General features: G+C 37.5%; 19 protein-coding genes. 4 read left to right on the forward strand and 15 right to left on the reverse strand.

Translation table 11 applies throughout. The annotated features are described in order from the left end of the window. From SOLCA_RS19990 to SOLCA_RS20000, 3 genes are all read left to right on the forward strand, one after another. The gene (locus tag SOLCA_RS19990; protein ID WP_014682292.1) at window positions 1–378 is read left to right on the forward strand and encodes a YdeI/OmpD-associated family protein; all 378 of its coding nucleotides are present in this window, start codon (window positions 1–3) and stop codon (window positions 376–378) included. A gap of 179 nt (window positions 379–557) precedes the next feature. Continuing rightward, a complete protein-coding gene (locus SOLCA_RS19995) occupies window positions 558–1,004 on the forward strand; it encodes a DinB family protein (protein WP_014682293.1) in 447 nt (148 codons plus the stop codon). Window positions 1,005–1,140: 136 nt separating this feature from the next. After that, window positions 1,141–1,668 (forward strand): hypothetical protein, encoded by a 528-nt coding sequence (locus SOLCA_RS20000; protein WP_014682294.1) that lies wholly within the window; start codon window positions 1,141–1,143, stop codon window positions 1,666–1,668. 28 nt (window positions 1,669–1,696) lie between these two features. Here SOLCA_RS20000 and SOLCA_RS20005 read toward each other — a convergent pair whose 3' ends face one another. From SOLCA_RS20005 to SOLCA_RS20025, 5 genes are all read right to left on the reverse strand, one after another. Continuing rightward, window positions 1,697–2,314 carry an ABC transporter ATP-binding protein gene (locus SOLCA_RS20005; RefSeq protein ID WP_014682295.1) on the reverse strand — a complete coding sequence of 206 codons (618 nt, stop codon included), beginning with the start codon at window positions 2,312–2,314 and terminating at the stop codon, window positions 1,697–1,699. Window positions 2,315–2,384: 70 nt separating this feature from the next. Then, on the reverse strand, window positions 2,385–3,167 hold the full coding sequence (gene lpxA / locus SOLCA_RS20010; RefSeq protein WP_014682296.1) for an acyl-ACP--UDP-N-acetylglucosamine O-acyltransferase: 783 nt from the start codon (window positions 3,165–3,167) through the stop codon (window positions 2,385–2,387). After that, entirely contained in the window at window positions 3,164–4,564 is a 1,401-nt protein-coding gene (locus SOLCA_RS20015; RefSeq protein WP_014682297.1) for a bifunctional UDP-3-O-[3-hydroxymyristoyl] N-acetylglucosamine deacetylase/3-hydroxyacyl-ACP dehydratase, read from the reverse strand. Before SOLCA_RS20015 ends, lpxA begins: the two co-directional genes overlap by 4 nt. Window positions 4,565–4,738: 174 nt before the next feature. Next, window positions 4,739–5,779: a UDP-3-O-(3-hydroxymyristoyl)glucosamine N-acyltransferase gene (lpxD, locus tag SOLCA_RS20020; RefSeq protein WP_042481743.1), complete on the reverse strand. Its 1,041-nt coding sequence runs from the start codon at window positions 5,777–5,779 to the stop codon at window positions 4,739–4,741. A 189-nt stretch (window positions 5,780–5,968) separates the two neighbouring features. Beyond that, window positions 5,969–7,189 carry an HD domain-containing protein gene (locus SOLCA_RS20025; protein ID WP_014682299.1) on the reverse strand — a complete coding sequence of 407 codons (1,221 nt, stop codon included), beginning with the start codon at window positions 7,187–7,189 and terminating at the stop codon, window positions 5,969–5,971. 112 nt (window positions 7,190–7,301) lie between these two features. On the opposite strand from SOLCA_RS20025, the gene porX reads away from it, so the two are divergent. Then, window positions 7,302–8,852 carry a T9SS response regulator signal transducer PorX gene (porX, locus tag SOLCA_RS20030; RefSeq protein WP_014682300.1) on the forward strand — a complete coding sequence of 517 codons (1,551 nt, stop codon included), beginning with the start codon at window positions 7,302–7,304 and terminating at the stop codon, window positions 8,850–8,852. A 59-nt stretch (window positions 8,853–8,911) separates the two neighbouring features. Here porX and SOLCA_RS20035 read toward each other — a convergent pair whose 3' ends face one another. From SOLCA_RS20035 to secA, 10 genes are all read right to left on the reverse strand, one after another. Then, window positions 8,912–9,685 (reverse strand): MBL fold metallo-hydrolase, encoded by a 774-nt coding sequence (locus SOLCA_RS20035; protein ID WP_014682301.1) that lies wholly within the window; start codon window positions 9,683–9,685, stop codon window positions 8,912–8,914. An 84-nt stretch (window positions 9,686–9,769) separates the two neighbouring features. Then, window positions 9,770–10,627 (reverse strand): helix-turn-helix domain-containing protein, encoded by an 858-nt coding sequence (locus SOLCA_RS22565; protein ID WP_014682302.1) that lies wholly within the window; start codon window positions 10,625–10,627, stop codon window positions 9,770–9,772. 30 nt (window positions 10,628–10,657) lie between these two features. Further along, window positions 10,658–11,422: a glycosyltransferase family 2 protein gene (locus SOLCA_RS22950; protein WP_014682303.1), complete on the reverse strand. Its 765-nt coding sequence runs from the start codon at window positions 11,420–11,422 to the stop codon at window positions 10,658–10,660. Then, complete coding sequence (locus tag SOLCA_RS20050; RefSeq protein WP_014682304.1) at window positions 11,415–12,305, reverse strand: oligosaccharide flippase family protein; 891 nt, start codon at window positions 12,303–12,305, stop codon at window positions 11,415–11,417. The genes SOLCA_RS22950 and SOLCA_RS20050 overlap by 8 nt, the downstream gene beginning before the upstream one ends. Window positions 12,306–12,338: 33 nt before the next feature. Then, complete coding sequence (locus SOLCA_RS23690) at window positions 12,339–12,938, reverse strand: acyltransferase (RefSeq protein WP_014682305.1); 600 nt, start codon at window positions 12,936–12,938, stop codon at window positions 12,339–12,341. A 220-nt stretch (window positions 12,939–13,158) separates the two neighbouring features. Continuing rightward, on the reverse strand, window positions 13,159–14,010 hold the full coding sequence (locus SOLCA_RS20060) for a DUF2911 domain-containing protein (protein ID WP_014682306.1): 852 nt from the start codon (window positions 14,008–14,010) through the stop codon (window positions 13,159–13,161). A 133-nt stretch (window positions 14,011–14,143) separates the two neighbouring features. Further along, a complete protein-coding gene (locus SOLCA_RS20065; RefSeq protein ID WP_014682307.1) occupies window positions 14,144–14,704 on the reverse strand; it encodes a hypothetical protein in 561 nt (186 codons plus the stop codon). Between the two features lie 170 nt (window positions 14,705–14,874). After that, a complete protein-coding gene (locus tag SOLCA_RS20070) occupies window positions 14,875–16,059 on the reverse strand; it encodes a M20 metallopeptidase family protein (RefSeq protein WP_014682308.1) in 1,185 nt (394 codons plus the stop codon). 84 nt (window positions 16,060–16,143) lie between these two features. Next, a complete protein-coding gene (locus SOLCA_RS22570) occupies window positions 16,144–16,761 on the reverse strand; it encodes an SPOR domain-containing protein (protein ID WP_217166151.1) in 618 nt (205 codons plus the stop codon). Between the two features lie 113 nt (window positions 16,762–16,874). Continuing rightward, a complete protein-coding gene (secA, locus tag SOLCA_RS20080; protein WP_014682310.1) occupies window positions 16,875–20,174 on the reverse strand; it encodes a preprotein translocase subunit SecA in 3,300 nt (1,099 codons plus the stop codon). Window positions 20,175–20,309: the final 135 nt, after the last annotated feature.

A 20,309-nucleotide genomic window follows, 5' to 3' on the forward strand; every position in this document is an offset into this window, starting at 1 on the left:
ATGGAAACAAAAGATGGGAAACAAGCTATTTATGCCATGTCGAGGATGGAATGGCGGAGATGGTTGGAGCAAAACAGTCAAACGGAGAGATCTGTTTGGCTGATCCTATACCACAAAAAAAGTACAGTCCAAAGTGTTAATGTTAATGATGCTACTGAAGAAGCATTATGCTTTGGCTGGATCGATAGCCTATGCAAAAAACGGGATGCTGAAAGTTACTATCTGACCTTTTCTCCACGTAATCCCAAAAGAAGCAAATGGAGTAAACCCAATATAGAACGAGCGGAAAAAATGATAGAACAAGGCCTTATGACTATACAAGGACAACGGCTCATTGACGTTGCTAAAAGCACAGGAAAATGGGAATTGGTACTATAGCGGTAACGATATCTGAGTAAATAGTAAAGAAAATAAGGAAGTCGAGATATTAGGGAATAACAGTAGCCTTACTTAAAAGCAAATCTATTTAATTGATTTTAACTTACAGACATTAGCCTATCTGCTTGCGAATTAAAGTATAAAGCCTCTGTCGTATACATAACAAAGCTAATAACCCAATGAAAGCATTTTTTAAAGAGTTATTTGAATATAATTTCAACTTCAACCAGAAAACGCTGACTATTTTAACTGAAAACCAAGGTTTGGTTTCTGATAAGTTAATAAAACTACATAGTCATGTCGCAAATTCTCACGGTATATGGAATAGTAAAATCAGACCGTCAAATAGAAGTTATAAACCATGGGACATCTACAGCGTGCCAGAATTGATTGAACTTAATCTGGATAATTTTAATACTTCAATGGCTATAATTGATGAATTCGATTTGGACTTACCGATCAATTACTCATTAAGCACTGGCAAAATGTTCACACATAGTATCCGTGATATTTTATTTCAGATAATCAATCATTCAACTTATCATAGAGGGCAAATTGCCACAGAATTCAGACAATGTAATATGGAACCTATATTAACCGATTGGATAGTTTATAAAATGAGCTAAATTCCAAAACTGTAGCATTTATTTAATGAAAAACGTATGGTTAATAAGCATCTGCTATAGTTCTGAATTGTAGTTATTTGAATGCTGCTCTGCAAGAACTTATTACTATTCGTTAACAATAAATCTAAAGTAAGAAATGAAAACAATCAGGTTCTTTATCCTTATTCTCCTGATCGGATTATTTGCATGCGATAAAAGCGATAACAACAAAACAACACTTCTTAAGAATTATAATGAGAGTTATGTAAAATGGACCAAACTCAAAGCCCAAAACGGAAATTCTTATACTTACCAAACGACGTTTGGCTCCTGGACCGGAGGTGGTAGCACTACTGAATTAAAAATTGAAAATGGTAAAGTAACAGGTAGGAACTATCATCGGTTTATCCTCAACGGCTCCAATGGAAAAAAAGATACTGTGGCTTCATATGTTGAAACGGTTGGCGACCTTGGTAGTCATGAAAGTGGCGCAAAACTTTTAACTATCGATGAACTATATCGCTCTTGTATTGGCGAATATTTAGTGGTGGATGAGGACAATAATCAGCTGTTCTTCGAAAGTAATACAGAGGGTGTAATGTACTTATGTGGATTTGTACCGGATGGCTGCGTTGATGACTGTTTTAATGGAATAACAATCGAGAACCTTAAGTGGATTAAGTAATTGCTAATGGTTTTTTGCGGAAAATCGATTATTTATAATCGACCACATTTAGTCTTTCCTCACAAAACTCATATTCGTGAAGTTGGTTAGAGCAAATGATTGTTAAACGATCTTTGGAGAATTGTTGGATAAGATCAAGATACCACTCACTTCCTTGCGTATCCAGATTGGCTGTTGGTTCATCCAATAATAATAATGGGGTATCAGAGCAAAAAGCCAAAGCAAGTTTAACACGTTGTTTCATCCCAGATGAATAGTTTTTGATCTGGCGATGCAGGTATTTCTCAAAACCTAATAACTCAACTACCTTTTGTTTATTAAATCCCGGAAGTAGTTTCTTGAATTTGAAGTGAAAATCGATGGTTTCGTCAAGAGAGAAATCTTGAACCAGTTCAAGGTATGGAGAGGCAAAACTCAAATGCTGAAATATCTCTTCTGCCGGAATATTCTTGCCTTTATTAGAATGATTAATTGAGCCTTCAGAAGGACTAAGGCTTCCTGCGATTACTTGTACAAGGGTAGATTTGCCTGAACCGTTTGGTCCGAGAATGGCGTAAGAGTGACCTTGTTCAAAGTCAAAGTCGATTCCGCGAAAAATCCAATCACGGTTAAATCTACGTCCAATGTTTTGCAGGCTTATTCTCATAGCTATAAAAAAGACAGAGATATGAGATCAAAGCTGTTATTTCTCAAATCTCATATCTCATGCCTCAAATCTAATTGCTTGAAAAGCCTTTCATAATTCCGCGGTTTGAGTTGCGAATGAAATTCACAATTTCATCACGCTCTTCAGTAGGGGCAATTTCTGCATCAATAATATCCAGTGCTTTCGTCGTATTATAGTTCTTCATGAACAGGATACGATAAACTTCCTGAATCTGGTTGATCTGTGCAGAATCAAATCCGCGACGACGCAAGCCAACAGAATTAATACCTACATAAGAAAGAGGTTCGCGCCCGGCTTTCGTATAAGGAGGAATATCTTTTTTAACTAATGAACCGCCTGAAACCATAACGTGAGCTCCGATTGATACAAACTGGTGAACGGCAGAAGTTCCACCTATAATTGCCCAGTCATCAACGGTTACGTGTCCGGCAAGTTGAACTGCGTTAGCCAGAATACAATTGTCGCCAATGATACAATCATGAGCAACGTGTGTATAAGCCATCAATAAACAGTTTTTGCCTATTCTTGTTTCCTTACGGTCATTTGTACCGCGATTTACAGTTACACATTCACGAATAGTAGTTCCATCCCCAATTACAGCAGTAGTGTACTCACCGCCAAACTTAAGATCTTGAGGAACTGCGGAGATAACTGCACCAGGGAAAATACGGCAGTTTTTTCCAATGCGGGCACCATCCATTATGGTAACATTTGATCCAATCCAGGTACCTTCGCCAATCTCCACATCTTTGTGGATAGTTACAAATGGCTCGATCACTACATTTTCTGCAATCTTAGCCTGTGGGTGTATGTATGCTAATGGTTGAATCATACGTTTGGTTTTCTTACAATTTGAGCCATCATTTCGGCTTCGGTAACAACTTTGTCGCCAACAATTACTAAACCTCTCATTTGACAGATACCGCGACGAATTGGGGTCATCAAATCACAGCGAAGTACTAACGTATCACCCGGAAGAACTTTATCTTTAAAGCGAACGTTTTCTATCTTAAGGAAATAGGTAAGATAATTTTGAGGATCAGGAACGGTATTTAATACTAAAATTCCGCCATTTTGAGCTAATGCTTCAATCTGTAACACCCCTGGCATTACCGGGCTACCTGGGAAATGACCTACGAAGAATGGCTCATTCATCGTTACATTTTTTACCCCAACTACATGGTTCTGACTTAATTCAAGAATTTTGTCAACCAATAAGAATGGAGGACGATGTGGTAAGCGGGCCATAATCTCGGTAACATCATATACCGGCTTTGCATTTGTATCGTAAAGAGGGATTCCTTTACCTCTGCGCTCTTTCTTAATTAATGCTTTAATTTTCTTAGCGAATGCCACGTTTGCAGCATGACCTGGACGAGCCGCCATGATGTGTGCCTTTAATGGCATACCTGCTAAGGCAAGATCACCGATTACATCCAATAGTTTGTGACGAGCAGGTTCGTTCTGATGACGCAAAGAAATGTTATTTAAAATACCTTCTTTGGCTACAGAAAGTTTCTCACGATTGAAAACGTGAGCCAAATGAGATAATTCAGCATCATTAACCTCTCGGTCGACAATTACAATTGCATTATTAAGATCTCCGCCTTTGATTAGGCCATGTTTTAATAATGCCTCTAATTCGTGTAAGAAAACGAAAGTTCTGCACGATGCAATTTCACTTCTAAAATCAGAGATATGAGTGATATTGGCATGTTGAGTACCTAAAACAGGTGAGTTATAGTCAACCATAACAGTTAAACGATAATCATCTGCAGGCATTGCAATCATTTCAACCTTACGGTCAGATTCAGAATAATGGATATTTTGATTGATCGAGAAGTATTCACGATCAGACTTTTGGTCTTCAAAGCCAACTTTTTCCAATGCTTCGATGAACTGTATTGAACTTCCGTCCATAATAGGCGCTTCAGGTCCGTCCAGTTCGATTAAAACGTTATCAACTTCTGATCCTACTAAAGCCGCTAAAACGTGCTCAATAGTACTAACGCGACCTCCGTTTTGTTCAATGGTGGTTCCGCGAGAAGTATCAACAACATTGTCTACATCTGCATCAATAATAGGATTACCAGGCAGGTCGATTCGTTGAAATTTGTAGCCATGGTTATCAGGTGCGGGCTTAAAAGTCATGGTAACACTTGCACCAGTGTGTAGCCCTACCCCTGAAACAGTTACAGGAGCCTTAAGGGTTCTTTGCTTAACGTTCATTCAGAGTAATTTTATTCGGCTGTTGCCATAAATAATATAAATATGGCCTTTATGTTAAGACAGCGTCTTGTTAATCAGCCTGCAAAATTACTAAAAACTGGCTTTTTAGCAGCCTAATTTGAAATTTTTAGAAAATAAGGGATATACTATTTTAGGTTTTGGTATAAAAACAGCCTATTTGCCTTCTTTTAATTCCTTTATTGTTTTCTCGAGCTCATGAATTTTACGCTCAAGTTCAGGAAGGTGAGATAAACTATTGATTGTTTTTAATGAACTTAAATAGGGAACTATTGGAGAACCGTTCCATTTTTTGTTTTCTTCTGTGATACTTTTGTGTATGCCAGACTGAGCTCCGAACTGCGAGCCTTTGGCAATGTTGATATGTCCTACAATACCTACCTGTCCTCCGATAATACAGTTTTCGCCGATTTTGGTACTTCCCGAAACACCTGCCTGAGCAGCCATTACTGTGTTTTGACCAATCTCAACGTTATGTGCTACCTGAATAAGGTTATCGAGCTTAACACCCTTACCAATAACAGTTGAACCCATGGTTGCACGGTCAATTGTAGTGTTTGCGCCGATCTCAACATCATCCTCAATTACTACATTCCCAATCTGAGCAACTTTTGAATAACTTCCGTCTGCCTGAGGGGCAAAACCAAAGCCATCACTTCCAACCACTGTTCCTGAATGGATAACTACATTTTTGCCTAATACACAATCAGAATAGATTTTTACACCTGCATAGATCACTGAATTGTCGCCAACTGTTACATTGTCGCCAATGAAAGCCTGCGGATAGATCTTTACATTCTTACCGATTTTGGCATTGTTACCAATATAAGCAAATGCGCCAAGGTATAAATTATCTCCTACGGTAGCCGATTGACTGATGTAAGAAGGCTGTTCGATACCTGATTTATTTTGCTTGATGGTATTATATTTTTCCAACAAAACTGAAAATGCAGAATAGGCATCGTCAACACGAATTAGCGTGCATTTTACTTCAGCAGTAAGCGCTAAATCTTTATTGACAATTACGATTGACGATTCAGTTGTGTATAGATGTGGCAAATATTTAGGATTTGCTAAAAAAGATAAAGAACCAGGGGTTCCTTCTTCAATTTTAGCAAGTTCTGAAACTGCAATATCCGGATTGCCTTCAACAACCCCATTTAATAATAAACTTAATTCCGCTGCGGTAAACCGGATCATGTAACGCTGTTCTCTAAATTTAAAAATTTTACAAAGGTGAATAAAAATACACCATATTAACAAATGTATCTTTTAGATTAAATTAAATTAAAATCAGGAGTTAATCTAAATAGCTGATACCATGCTACAATAATATTGACAGTATGCCGTTATGTATTATTTGTTTTTATGAGATGCTAAACAATTTTAAAGTTTAACACTGCATAAATAATACTTTTCGACAGTTTTGGCCAGCGCTTCAATATTAAAGTTGTCGGAAGCTTCGGTAATATCCACTACAGAGCCATCTTTTCTTAAAATTTCTATTGTATCAACTTTTTTATAAGCACTATTAGAAATGGTGTCAGTAAATACAAAGTAATGCATGTCTTTTTCCTCAAGATCAAAGCGTTCCTTTATCTGTCGTTTAACTTCTTCCACTTTAATCTTTCCTATTGGTTCTTTTTGGATCTCGACTCTATATAATTTACGATTTATAAACGACTGACATAGGTAAGATAAAATTTTGTCTTCGTGGTCGGCCCATATTTTAATACAGGCATTGATATCATGATCGTCTAACTTTACAAATTCCTTCAGGTATTTTTCATCCGATACAAAACGGTTTTGCGTTATTCTGTTATAAAGGAAAACTTTGAAAGGAGGGGTGGTAAATAATTCAACTCCTTGTAACGCTAGTTCTTTTGCTCTTCTCAGAATTTTGGTGAGCATGGTTTCTGCAGCAATTACCGTTTTATGTAAATACACCTGCCAATACATTAATCGGCGTGCTATTAAAAACTTTTCTACAGAATAGATGCCTTTTTCTTCAACAACTATACGATCATTAACAACATTCAGCATTTTAATAATGCGGTCGAAGCTAATTACCCCTTCTGAAACACCTGTGAAAAAACTGTCGCGATTCAGGTAATCCATCCGATCAAGGTCGAGCTGACTGGAAACAAGCTGATGCAAGAATTTTTTGTGGTACCGGTCGTTAAAAATTTCAATCGCTAAACTTAAACGGCCGTTAAACTCTTCATTCAACTTGTCCATTATAAGCGCCGAAATAGTTTCGTGGTGTACATTTTCAATGATGCAATTTTCCAATGCATGAGAAAAAGGCCCATGTCCAATATCGTGCAATAAAATTGCGGCTGTCACTGCTTCTGCCTCTTCGTCAGTAATATCATGCCCTTTAGATCGGAGGGTTTCCAATGCAAGGCACATTAAGTGCGTGGCACCCAGTGCATGATGGAAACGAGTATGCATGGCTCCCGGATAAACGAAATGAGTCATGGCACACTGCTTGATATTACGTAAGCGCTGAAAATAGGGGTGTGACAATAAATCGAAGATGATTTCGTATTGTATATTAATAAACCCATACACCGGGTCGTTAACAATTTTCTTCTTATTGAGCATATCTACATTAAGGCTACAAATTTGGTAAATTTACAGGTGAAAACGCATACGCCTTTTCATTGTTTAATTTATAGCTCCTTTTTAATTAATAATAACGCTAACAACACACAATATGCAGGAACCAACTATTCTTTGGGCTGATGACGAAATTGATTTATTAAAGCCACATATTCTTTTTTTAAAAGATAAAGGTTATTCTGTAAAAACAGTTACGAACGGAAGTGATGCTTTAGATGCATTTAAATCTGAGCATTTCGATCTAATTTTCCTAGATGAAAATATGCCCGGCCTAACCGGCCTTGAAACGCTTACTGAAATAAAAAATATAAATACCGATGTTCCCGTTGTTCTTATCACTAAAAGTGAAGAAGAATACCTTATGGAGGATGCTATCGGTGCTAAAATAGCGGATTATCTGATAAAACCGGTTAATCCTAAGCAGATTTTGCTTACAATAAAGAAAATACTAGATAATAAACGCTTGGTTGGAGCAAAAACAGCCTCAGCTTATCAACAAGATTTCCGTAATCTGTTAATGACCCTAAATGATAATCTCAACTTTGAGGAATGGGCGGATGTTTATAAAAAATTAGTGTATTGGGAACTTGAACTTCAAAACCTGGAAGATCAGGGAATGCATGAAATTCTGACTCAGCAAAAGCGTGAGGCCAATATGCAGTTTAGCAAGTTTGTTGAGAAAAACTATGTGAAATGGCTTAATGATCCTGAAAATGCGCCAACTCAATCGCATCAACTGATGCGGACAAAGGTTTTTCCTTTTATCGATTCAGCACCTACATTTTTTGTACTTGTCGACAATTTAAGGTATGATCAATGGAAAATTATCAGTCCCATTATTGCTGAATATTTCAGAATTGAAAGTGAAGAAACTTATTACAGTATTCTTCCTACAGCAACCCAATATGCCCGTAATGCAATTTTCTCAGGATTGCTTCCTTCGGAGATGGAGAAACGTCACCCTAATTTGTGGCAAAACGACGACGACGAGGGTGGAAAAAACCTGTATGAAGAGGAGTTTTTGGTTGAACAACTTAAGCGACTACGTCGTGATCTGAAAATATCCTATAATAAAGTGCTGACGTATGATCAGGGTAAAGAATTGGTAGAAAATCTTCATTTGTTGATGAATAATCAGCTAAATGTGATGGTATACAACTTTGTCGATATGCTTTCTCACGCCCGTACAGAAATGGAGATGATCAGAGAGCTTGCATCGGATGAAAAGGCCTACCGTTCGCTTACATTATCGTGGTTTGAAAATTCTCCGTTATTGGAGGCTTTGAAAAAAATATCCCAAAAGAATGTGAGAGTGATTATCACTACTGACCACGGAACGATAAGGGTGAAAACGCCAAGTAAAGTTATCGGCGACAGGAATACCAACACCAATCTGCGTTACAAACAGGGTAAAAACCTTGCTTACGAACCCAAGGAAGTGTTTTTAGTAAAGAACCCTGCTGATGCCTTTTTGCCAAGAGTAAATGTAAGCCAGAGCTTTATTTTTGCTAAGGAAGATGAGTATTTCATCTACCCGAATAATTATAACCAGTTTGTTAATTATTATAACAATACGTTCCAGCATGGTGGTATTTCTCTGGAAGAAATGATTATTCCTTTTGTGGTGCTTACTCCGAAAGGATAGTTCTTTGATTATAACACACCCTAACCCCTCTCAAGAGGGGTTAGGGTGTGTAAACCTTGTTAAAACAACATAGTTTCCCCATCTGAAGGAATCAGCACCTTATCCAGATAATCTTTTGCAGAAAGTTCTTTCCTCAAATCAACTCTGCTCACTTTTGCATGACTTACGGTATCCATATGCACTGCAATTATTTTAGTGGAAGGCAGATGATTGGCAACCTGCATAATGTCATTAGGAGTCATCGTTATGGGATCGCCAACCATGTATTGGGGAGCACCGGCATTTACAATGGTGATAGTTGGATTGAAATTGTTTAACGCCTCTTCTACTTCTTCACACCAAATAGTATCCCCGGCAACATATACTTTGGTTGTTCCATCGTTTAATACAAACCCTGAGACAATACCCATTTTTTTACCTATTTCGCCTGTTCCGTGTTGTCCTCCTGTTCTATTAATGGAAACGCCATTATAGGTTAACTGATCATTTACTGCCATTACGTTTTTAAAACCCTGTTGCTTTAGCAAGTCTAGGTCGGTAGGTTGACATAGCAAAGGCTTGTCTTTGGGAATAATGGCTTGTGCAACTGTATCCCAGTGATCATTGTGTATATGTGTTACTAAGACAGCATCCACTTCATTAATTATTTGTTCGATTTCCGACTGATCAAAAGGCAATCCTACCATTGGGTAACGAATGTTATTGCCTGAGTGTGGGAGCGGATCATAAGCATCCTTTTCGGCAAATAACGGATCAACAAGGAATTTTGTATTAGCTATTTCTATTGTTAGTGTAGCGTGTCTCAACAGACGAACTTGTACGTCGCTTTTCATATTATATCCTATTTAAGTGATACAAATATGGAAAAGAATCAGCTGGTACGCTGTGCTGAAAAGTTTTACTTATGTGCTGAAAAGCTACTCCTGAACAGCCAATGAAACACGTGAAGTCGTTGGCGTTTCACCGTATTTTAGCTTGTATACGCGTGAAAAATGAGAAGTGTTTTCAAATCCGCATTCATAAGCAATTGTGGCTACAGAATCTGCAGATTTGTTTAGTAAGTAATGGGCGCGTTCTAATCTTTTGTTAACCAACCACCGCTGTGGCGATGTTCCAAAAAGTTTGACAAAATCCTTTTTAAAGGCGCTTAAACTTCTTCCGGTTAATTTTGACATTTCTTCTAAACTCAGATTTTGTGTGAAATTAGTTTCCATAAAATAGCTAAGATCGGCTTTTCGATCCTTTATCAAAAACCTTAAATAGGCAATGAATTGTTTGGAGGATTCTGTAGAGAATAATTGAAAGAATACTTGTAATGCAGTAAGTTTAACAATGCAAGGTGAAAAGGTTTCATAGTTAATGATCTTCTTTAAAGCATGGTCCATATTATTCTTAATGAAATCAGAGCTATTGAAAAGAAAAAGAGGACGATCTGCTGTAAGTGTAGGTGCAGGTAATCTTTCTACTTCTTTTATAAAATCGACAATAAAATCATCATCGATGAAAAATAATATTGCGGAATATTGTTCATCGGGCTCCAACTGATAATTTCCTCTTTTTTTGAATAGAATGTCATTCTGTGTTATATCCTGGTATTGATCATTAAAATGCACCCGCATAGTTCCTGACAGCACTAATTCAAGACAATGTTTAGTTTGAAGAACATTCCCGCCTTTGAAAGAACCATCAGCGGGAATGGTAACAGCATCCATTTCAGCATGTTTTAAACCAACATGAGCATAAGTGGCAATAATGTCTTTTGGAAATGAGATCATAACCAAATTTAATGATTTGGTGATAATTCATTAGGATAAATCAGGGTCCCAGTTTCTGAATTTAATCTTCAATCCAAAATTCAAACCAATGCTCTTTCGGAAATCTCTCATATAAGAATACCACACCGGCTTAGAAAGAATAGTAGCTCCATTTTTGTATAAAATTGAGCGTCTTTCTTTAGAATACTTGGTGTTTCCGGTGGCGGTTTTATTAGTTGAATAAGATCGGAATGCCGACAATGGGCCTGGATGAGAAACAATGGGACCGTGATTTAAAAGGCGCAACCATAAATCAAGGTCCATACAATAATGGAGTTTTTCATTTAATAGGTTGTTGGGTTTTAAATACTTGCTGTTATAAAATGATCCGGGTTGTACAACACTTGAATCCTTATGAACCAAATGTGCCTTGTTTGGAATACTAAAGGTCTTGGAATTAATTTTCTTGCTGTTTGAATTAATGTAGTCAATTTTCTTTCCATAAATTATGGAAGCCTCCGGATGTTGCAGGTAGAGATCGACTATGTTTTTTATGCAATCACTGTAAAGAATGTCATCAGAGTTAATCCAGCCAATTAGCTCTCCCGTAGCCAGCTTAAAACCTTTGTTGATTGCATCACTTTGGCCGTTATCCTTTTCAATAATTGCACCATGTAACCGATGTCGGTACTTCTCAATAATACTTATTGAGTTGTCTTTTGAATCACCGTCAACTACAAAGTATTCAATGTTAGGATAGCTTTGATTAAGAACACTGTTGATCGTTTCTTCGAGATACTCGCCTTGGTTATACAGGCATTAGCTTTTTGATCATTTCGATTCCGTCATTTTTGTTTCTGCCAAATGCATCTCCGATAAAGGGAAATAAAGATTGATTGACAGGTTGGAAGAAAATTGCTCTAATTACACCAATTAACTTTAATGCTGCTGTATAATAACCAACGTGTACCACCGACTCAAATAGCCCTAAAATGATAATATTGGTTGTTGAATAAAGATTGATCGTTACCAGTGAAAGAAAAATCATTCGCCCATCAAATAGCGTCTTTTTAACAGCACTGAAGTTAAATGCAGTGAGTTTTATGCCATACCATTTAAATGCCCAGTAAAATGAAAATATGCTGACAAGTAACTGTGACCCACTAACGATTAATGGCTGCCATATATAATCATTTGCATGCCTAATGATGAGAACAATTGCAACGGTAAAGAATAGTTTGGTGAATAGATTGAATAAGGCAATTTTAGTAAGGTCTTGTAAACCTTGATATAACCAATTGGGAGTAATTACCCATGCAAAGCAGATCAAAAATGAAAATACAGCAACTAGCTTTTCGTCTTTTAGATTTGGAAAATAGAATAGTAAGGGGATAAAGCAGATGGTAGAAAATAAGACTAGTAATGCCTTGGCATAAAATACATTTGAAAATATGTGATTAAGCATTTCTTTGTTATCCTTGTTTTGGGCAACCTCCCGAGTGGCAGTCATGTCGAAGCCATAGTTGATGATTAAAACAAAATAAGCGATAACAGAAGAAGCATAATTAATCACTCCGAATTTTTCAGGTCCAATTATTCGGGCTATAAGTGGTAAAGTAATGAGTGGGAATAGTAAGTTTGCCACCTGTACTATCCCCAGCGATACTATGTTTTTCTTGACAGATTTACCACTGTTCATGAGCGCATTTTAAGAGTTGTTAATATTCGTTTTCTATTCCGTTTTCCTAATAAATTTTGCTGGATTACCACCCCAAATTTCATCTGCAGGAACATTCTTGGTTACAATACTCCCAGCTCCAATAATTGAGCGTGCTCCAATAGTGACTCCTTTTAAGATGATGCTATTGGCTCCAATAAAAACGTCTTGCTCAATTACTATTGGCTCTTTTTTTATGGTCTCCAACTCATTATTTCTCCTTGATAAATATTCTAATGGATGAAAATCTGTATCCCAAATTGATACATTTCCTCCACAATTAACATTCTCGTGTATAGTTATGTGCTCTGAGCAGAAGATGGAGATTCCTGAGAAACCGCAATTATCTTTGATAATTAATGTAGCAGTTGGCATTACCGCAATGGTGCAAGGCTTGAATAGGCCAACAAAATTTGATTCTATTGAAGAGTTGAATTTTACATTTCTTTTAATTTCGAATTTCCCCTGATTACGGATTTTTAGTACTCCACTTATGGTAGGTAATGTCTCGTAAACAACTTTGTTGTGCTTTAAAGTGTAGTGATTGATAATTTTATTGTAATGAGATAATATTCTTTTTCTTACTGACTCAATAAACCATATAATACGCATCATAGGTGCTATAGATATGGCATTTGTTTAACAATTTGAGTACCAAATATTTAAATTCAATTAGTGATAGGGGATTTTTAAAGAAATTGCTAAAAACCTAGTCCAATAATCTTAATAAAATGAAAATTTGGGTAACTGATGTATTCTTAGAGCTACAGTTCAAACAAAAAATGGGATGCTCTGTAAAGCATCCCATTTTTATAATCTGATATATCTTAGCTAATTATTTGCCTTTTGCTTCAGCAATTAATTTATCATTTAGTGCTACGTAATCATTGTTATTAGCTTTAGCTGCAACAGCTTTTGACTGTTCAGCAGTAGTAATAGCACCTTTGTAATCTTTCATTTTGTATTGAATCTTAGCTTTTAAGTGCATCACCCAAAAAGCATCAGGTTGAGCCTTAACTGCTTCATCAGCCCAAGTTAATGCTTGCTTAAGATCACGGTTGGTTTCGTAGTAATAAGTAGCAGCTTGGAAATAAGGTTTTTTCTCACCTTTCATCGCCTCATCAATAGAAGCCATAATTTTTGAGTCGATATCAGCAGTCACAGTGAAGTACATCTCAACGTTATCCCACATTAGATCAATATCGGCTGAAGTAGGCTTAACATTATCAATAGTCATGGTTAATGTTTCAACGCTGAAAGGCAGTTTGCGTGTTTTAGCTTTAAAGCGGGCAACATCTTCCTCTTGTTTGTATCCGTCAATTCCCCAGTTTTTCAACCCTTTATTGATAACTACTTCCCAATCGCCTTCAGTAGGAATTGTGTAAATAACATATTCACCGGCAGGAACTGCTACGCCGTTTAATTTAACATCTTCTCCGAATTTGATCTTTGTTGCCGCATTAGCTCCTGTTCTCCAAAGTTTGCCAAAAGGAACCAGGTCGCCATAGATCTTACGGCCTTTCATACTCGGACGAGAATAGGTTAATTCAATAGTAGAAAGTGCAAAGTCTTGCTTTAGGGTTTGCGTAGGACTAGGAGCAGGCATCTTTATGCCTTGAGCCATAACATCCGAACCAGCTGCAGAAATAAGAATAGCTGCCAGAAGAGTAATAATCGTTTTTCTCATGATATATATTTGGTTAACTGCATTAAAGGTAATAAAGTATATTATAGTGAAGGTTAATTTTTTTGTTACGTAAGCAACTAAAAATTGCTAGCAAGAGTCGTTTGTAATAACATGTAAATTAGATTGTTCCTGCTTATTGCTCTTTACCCAATAATCCGTCATGTTCTCTAAAATAAGCTTCTGTTGAGTAATAGATTTGGCCGATAAACTTTCCCTGCGGGTCATATCTCTTTTCTAATATGATTTTCTGATCGGTATCATCGGTAAGAGGTTCTCCACTGGTCCATAATTTTTTCTTTGCCAAATAGTCGTTCTTTTTAAGTATAAAATATTGTGAAACTGAAAGATTAGAAATTGCGGGTAATATTCCTGCTGGTTGTCCTTCTGCATTAAAGAATGACCGTTTATACAGATCTCCATCTTTATTATATTCAGATAGCTCAAAGACTATGTCTGATTGAAATGGGATTAGTTTGTTATTAAAGAATCTAAATCTTAATAGTTGTCGACTGGTATTATAGAGGTCAATTGCTGCAGTATCGGTAGTTTTAATCTGACTACCCTTAAGTGTTAATTCAGTTAGCTTAAACTGCTTTATCTTTTTCGCTTCGTTGACATACTTATTGTCTACAGCCTGACACCAGCCATAAAGGTTTATGAATGTAAACAATAGTACAACGACTACAAATTTCATAAAATCAGCGCAAAGTTTAGTTTAGGTATTTTCCCTAAAGTTTAGCACTTTAAGGTGAAAATTCATATTTGGTGGTGGAGTATCGAAAACCGCCTATACAAAATCTATATACTTAATATATGAAAAAAGCTCCCTAAAAGGAAGCTTTTTTGTATACAATTATTAGTTTTTTAATTACCTAATTCTTTTACTGCAATATATGCCATCAGCCCTGTACTGGTTTCCAAAGCTTTCTCATCAATATCAAATGTTGGGGTATGAACGGAAGAGGTAATTCCTCTGGCTTCATTACGAGTTCCTAGGCGATAAAAACATGCATTGGTAACTTGTGAATAATAAGCGAAATCTTCTGCAGCCATCCAAATATCAAGGTCCTCAACGTTTTCTTTACCTAAGTATTCTTCAGCCGATTTACGTGCAGCCTCCGTGATTTTTTCTTCGTTAACCAAAAATGGATAACCATTAGCAATCACAAAATCACAACTTCCGCCCATGCTTTCTGCAATTCCTTCTGCAATTTTCTTCATGCGCAAATGAGCCTCTTTTCTCCATTTTTCATCAAGTGTGCGGAAAGTACCTTCCATTTTTACTTCATTCGGAATTACATTTGTTGCTCCGTTTGCATTGATCTTTCCAATAGAAAGGACGGAAGGTAAACGAGGATCGGCAATACGACTGACTACTTGTTGTAATGCGACAATAATATGTGCTGAAATTAAAACAGGATCAATATTCATGTGAGGTTGAGCTCCATGTCCACCTTTCCCTTTTACGGTTATGTAAAGTTCGTCTGTTGAAGCCATGTACTGTCCTGACCGGAATCCAACTTTTCCTGCATCTATCAACGGCATTACATGTTGCCCGATGATTCCATTTGGTTTAGGATTTTCAAGTACTCCTTCCTTTATCATTATGCTTGCACCACCCGGCAATAATTCTTCTCCTGGCTGAAAAATCAATTTTACAGTTCCGCCGAATTCAGATTTTAAAGAAGAAAGGATTTTTGCTGTGCCCAAAAGAGATGCGCTATGTACATCGTGACCGCAGGCATGCATTACACCTTCGTTCATTGATTTATATTCAACATTATTGGCTTCGATGATTGGCAATGCATCCATGTCTGCCCGTAAGGCAATAACTTTATCTGAAGTTTTCTCTCCTCTTATTAAGCCTACAATACCTGTTTCAGCTTTTTTCTCGAAAGGAATTCCCCATTCCGTTAGTTTTGAGGCAATAAAATCTGATGTCTGATATTCTTTGAAAGAAAGTTCGGGATTGGCATGTATATGACGACGATTGGCAATAGTTTCCTGATGGATATCTTTTGCCAATGCCTGAATTTTTTCCTTTAACATATAATTAGGTATGGATACATAATTCAGGTACCAATGATTCTTAAAAAGAAACTAGAGGTTATGAATTATTAACTGTGGACTATTTTACTGAGGTAATTCCGTTTCTCCTTCTTGATAAACCTTTTGTTGGTTTAGTTTGTCAGAAACGATAAATGCTACATCAAAGTCTTTATCAAGTAATTTTTTTACGCGTTCTGCATCTGTACGAGTTGCAAAGTCGCCAACCCTTAATTTATAATTTGGGACTTGATAACTCAAATAACTTCCTAATTCAGGGTATTTAAGGGCAAACTTTATTTGCAGGCTATAAGCCTCATTTCTGTTAGGTCCAGAATAAATTTGTAAACGAAATCCAAAAGCTGGTGGTTTTCTGTTGATCTCAATGCGTTTTGCCAGTAGCTCATTGATTCCTGGTTGAGCCACCACTTCCACATTTGATAATAAGATTGAGTCTCTAACAATTGAAGTGTTTTCAAAGCCAGAATTATCATCAATCAATGGTTTTTTAGGAGCTTCAACAGGTGATTTTTCTGGTTTAACAGCAGGTACCGTAGTTGGTTTAGCCGGAGCGTTTTGTTTAGCTGGAGTAGTGGCCGGTTTTTGACCCGGTTTGTTGGTAGTAGTAGAGGGTTTGGTAACCGGTTTAGTGGGTTTCTGTTGTGCACAAACCAGTACCGGAACTGCCAGAAGCAGTGAGAGCACTATAAAAATCCTTTTTCCTGTCAACATTGAACAATGAATGATTTTAAATTAAAATATAAAGGTACAATTCCGAATGCTCGGAATTGTACTCTATAGCTGTTTTTTTAATTTTTTTATGCCATTCCGGCTCCGTGGCAGTTTTTGTATTTTTTGCCACTTCCGCATGGACAAGGATCATTTCTGCCGATTTTTGGATCAACTCTAACAGGCTGTTGTTTTACTGCAACATCAGCTGCAAGGTCTGCAGGTAAATGGCCTCCATTATCTTGATATTCTGGGTGACTTACTTTTAAGTTACTCAAATCAGTACGTTGAATCGGAGCAGCTTCACGAACTTCCTCTGGCTCATTCATTGGAATAGTTCCTTTGAATAAGAAGTCGATCACATCTTTATTAATGCTTGATAAACGTTGCTTGAATAAATTGAATGATTCAAACTTGTACACCAATAAAGGATCTTTTTGTTCGTAAACAGCGTTTTGAACGGACTGTTTTAACTCATCCATCTCACGCAAATGCTCTCTCCAAGCATCGTCAATCGTATATAGCAATACAGAACGTTCGAATGCTCTAACTACTTCAGCGCCATGAGTATCATATGCTTTCTTAAGGTTTACCGGAATCTGAACTCCACGAACGCCATCAGAGAAAGGAACAACAATGTTTTCAATCACTTCTCCTCTGGTTTCAAAAACATCTTTAATAACTGGGTAAGCAGTATTTCCGATAGCTTCTGATTTACGACGATAGTGATCGGCTAATTGTTGATATACAGTTGACACCGTACTTGCCGAATTTCCATCCAGAAACTCTTTTTCATCCATTTCTGTATGGTAAGCGAATAAACGAAGCAATTCAAGTTTGAAACCTTCGTAGTTACGGTCTTCTTTATATTGTTGAACAAGTTCTTCAGCTGTATCGAAAATCATATTGTCGATATCAACCTCCAAACGCTCACCAAATAATGCATTATGACGTTTGCTATAGATAACAGTACGTTGTGAGTTCATCACATCGTCATATTCTAACAAACGTTTACGAGTACCGAAGTGGTTTTCTTCTACTTTTTTCTGGGCGCGTTCAATAGATTTGGTGATCATTGAATGCTGAATTACTTCACCTTCTTCTAATCCCATTTTATCCATTAAAGAAGCAATACGCTCAGAGCCGAACAAGCGCATCAACTCATCTTGTAAGGAAACGAAGAATTGTGAAGATCCCGGATCTCCCTGACGACCTGCACGACCACGTAACTGACGGTCAACACGACGCGATTCATGACGTTCGGTACCTATAATTGCTAAACCTCCGGCATCTTTAACGCCTGGGCCTAACTTAATGTCGGTACCACGACCAGCCATGTTGGTGGCAATAGTTACTGTACTAGCCTGACCAGCTTCAGCAACGATTTCAGCCTCACGTTGGTGTAATTTTGCGTTCAGTACGTTGTGCTTGATGCCACGAAGCTTAAGCATACGGCTTAATAATTCCGAAATTTCAACTGAGGTTGTACCTACCAGCACAGGGCGACCTGCCTCGGTAAGTTTTACAATCTCATCAACAACGGCATTGTATTTTTCACGCGCAGTTTTATAAACTAAATCTTCCTGGTCTTTACGAGAAATTCCTCTGTTTGTAGGCACCTCAACAACGTCCAGTTTATAGATTTGCCAGAACTCACCCGCTTCTGTTGTAGCTGTACCGGTCATACCACAAAGTTTGTGATACATACGGAAGTAGTTCTGTAAGGTAATAGTAGCAAAAGTTTGTGTTGCGTCTTCAACTTTAACATTCTCTTTTGCTTCGATCGCCTGGTGCAAGCCATCCGAATAACGACGACCCTCCATGATACGACCTGTCTGTTCGTCAACGATTTTTACTTTTCCTTCATCAATGATGTATTCAACATCTTTTTCAAATAAGGTATAAGCTTTTAATAATTGGTTGATCGAGTGGATACGCTCTGATTTAACAGAGAAGTCACGCATTAATTCATCTTTACGTGCAATTTTCTCTTCATCAGAAAGGGTTGATTTCTCAATTTCAGCGATTTCATTACCAACATCAGGCATAATGAAGAAATGAGGGTCTTCACCGGTAGCGGTGATCATTTCAATACCTTTTTCAGTAAGCTCAATTGAGTTATTTTTTTCGTCGATTACGAAGAATAGTTCCGCATCGGCTTTTGGCATTTCTTTTTGTTGATCCTGCAGATAATAGTTTTCAGTTTTCTGCAACACCTGGCGCATACCTTGTTCACTTAAGAACTTGATTAACGCTTTGCTTTTTGGTAAACCACGGAATGCACGTAATAAGGCTAAACCTCCCTCATCAGATTTGCTCTCAGCAAGGGCTTTTTTAGCTTCGGTGATAAATCCGTTTACTGCATTTTTTTGAGCATTAACTAAGCGCTCGATACGTGGTTTTAAATCATAGAATTCATGTTGATCTCCGCGTGGAATTGGTCCTGAGATAATCAAAGGAGTACGAGCATCGTCAATTAAAACGGAGTCAACCTCATCCACCATTGCATAGTGTAATTTACGTTGAACCAGCTCTTCCGGATTACGTGCCATATTGTCGCGCAGGTAATCGAAACCAAATTCGTTATTCGTACCGAAAGTAATATCTGCCAAGTAAGCCTGACGACGTTCTTCTGAGTTAGGTTGGTGTTTATCGATACAATCAACAGTTAAGCCATGGAACTCATACAGAGGGCCCATCCACTCACTGTCACGACGAGCTAGGTAATCATTCACGGTTACAATGTGAACGCCCTGGCCTGCAATTGCATTTAAGTAAGCCGGTAATGTTGCCACAAGGGTTTTACCCTCACCGGTAGCCATTTCCGAAATTTTACCCTGGTGTAAAACCGCTCCACCCAATAACTGCACATCATAATGAATCATGTTCCAGGTTACTTCATTGCCAGCAGCTAACCAGGTGTTTTTATGAATGGCTTTGTCACCGTTGATGATCACATTGCTCTTACGAGCCGCCAATTCACGGTCAGCTTGTGTAGCAGTTACCTCTATTTGAGTGTTTTCAGTAAAGCGACGAGCGGTTTCTTTAACAACAGCAAAGGCTTCAGGCAATAATTGCAAAAGAACCTTTTCTAACTCCTGATCTCGTTCTTTTTTTAGTTTATCAACTTTTTCATAGATGCCTACTTTTTCAGTAATGCCAATCGTTAGGTCTTCACCTTCTTTTTGAAGACTGTCGATTTGCTCATCTATGCTTTTAAGATGATCCGCAATTCTCTGTTTAAACTCAATGGTCTTAGCACGAAGTTCATCATGGCTAAGACTCTGTAATTTGGAGTATTCTGCCTTCGTCTGCTCAACTAACGGGAGCAAGGCTTTGATATCTCTTTCCGACTTGCTGCCGAATAGTTTTGTTAAAAACCCTAACATTCTTCTAAAATTTTACTGCAATAAAAACTCAAGTATCGAGCCAAATGATTTGTACAGACATTTTGACACAACCCGAAGCGGTAAAGTTAATGTTTTTTGGGAATTGGAGTTTACAGACGCTGAAAGTTTTACATT

This window comes from Solitalea canadensis DSM 3403 (assembly GCF_000242635.2).
Taxonomy (GTDB): domain Bacteria; phylum Bacteroidota; class Bacteroidia; order Sphingobacteriales; family Sphingobacteriaceae; genus Solitalea; species Solitalea canadensis.

Coding starts and splice junctions, on each gene's coding strand:
- SOLCA_RS19990 (WP_014682292.1), top strand. CDS start 1: ATGGAAACAAAAGATGGGAAACAAGCTATTTATGCCATGTCGAGGATG.
- SOLCA_RS19995 (WP_014682293.1), top strand. CDS start 558: ATGAAAGCATTTTTTAAAGAGTTATTTGAATATAATTTCAACTTCAAC.
- SOLCA_RS20000 (WP_014682294.1), top strand. CDS start 1,141: ATGAAAACAATCAGGTTCTTTATCCTTATTCTCCTGATCGGATTATTT.
- SOLCA_RS20005 (WP_014682295.1), bottom strand. CDS start 2,314: ATGAGAATAAGCCTGCAAAACATTGGACGTAGATTTAACCGTGATTGG.
- lpxA (WP_014682296.1), bottom strand. CDS start 3,167: ATGATTCAACCATTAGCATACATACACCCACAGGCTAAGATTGCAGAA.
- SOLCA_RS20015 (WP_014682297.1), bottom strand. CDS start 4,564: ATGAACGTTAAGCAAAGAACCCTTAAGGCTCCTGTAACTGTTTCAGGG.
- SOLCA_RS20025 (WP_014682299.1), bottom strand. CDS start 7,189: ATGCTCAATAAGAAGAAAATTGTTAACGACCCGGTGTATGGGTTTATT.
- porX (WP_014682300.1), top strand. CDS start 7,302: ATGCAGGAACCAACTATTCTTTGGGCTGATGACGAAATTGATTTATTA.
- SOLCA_RS20035 (WP_014682301.1), bottom strand. CDS start 9,685: ATGAAAAGCGACGTACAAGTTCGTCTGTTGAGACACGCTACACTAACA.
- SOLCA_RS22565 (WP_014682302.1), bottom strand. CDS start 10,627: ATGATCTCATTTCCAAAAGACATTATTGCCACTTATGCTCATGTTGGT.
- SOLCA_RS20050 (WP_014682304.1), bottom strand. CDS start 12,305: ATGAACAGTGGTAAATCTGTCAAGAAAAACATAGTATCGCTGGGGATA.
- SOLCA_RS23690 (WP_014682305.1), bottom strand. CDS start 12,938: ATGATGCGTATTATATGGTTTATTGAGTCAGTAAGAAAAAGAATATTA.
- SOLCA_RS20060 (WP_014682306.1), bottom strand. CDS start 14,010: ATGAGAAAAACGATTATTACTCTTCTGGCAGCTATTCTTATTTCTGCA.
- SOLCA_RS20065 (WP_014682307.1), bottom strand. CDS start 14,704: ATGAAATTTGTAGTCGTTGTACTATTGTTTACATTCATAAACCTTTAT.
- SOLCA_RS20070 (WP_014682308.1), bottom strand. CDS start 16,059: ATGTTAAAGGAAAAAATTCAGGCATTGGCAAAAGATATCCATCAGGAA.
- secA (WP_014682310.1), bottom strand. CDS start 20,174: ATGTTAGGGTTTTTAACAAAACTATTCGGCAGCAAGTCGGAAAGAGAT.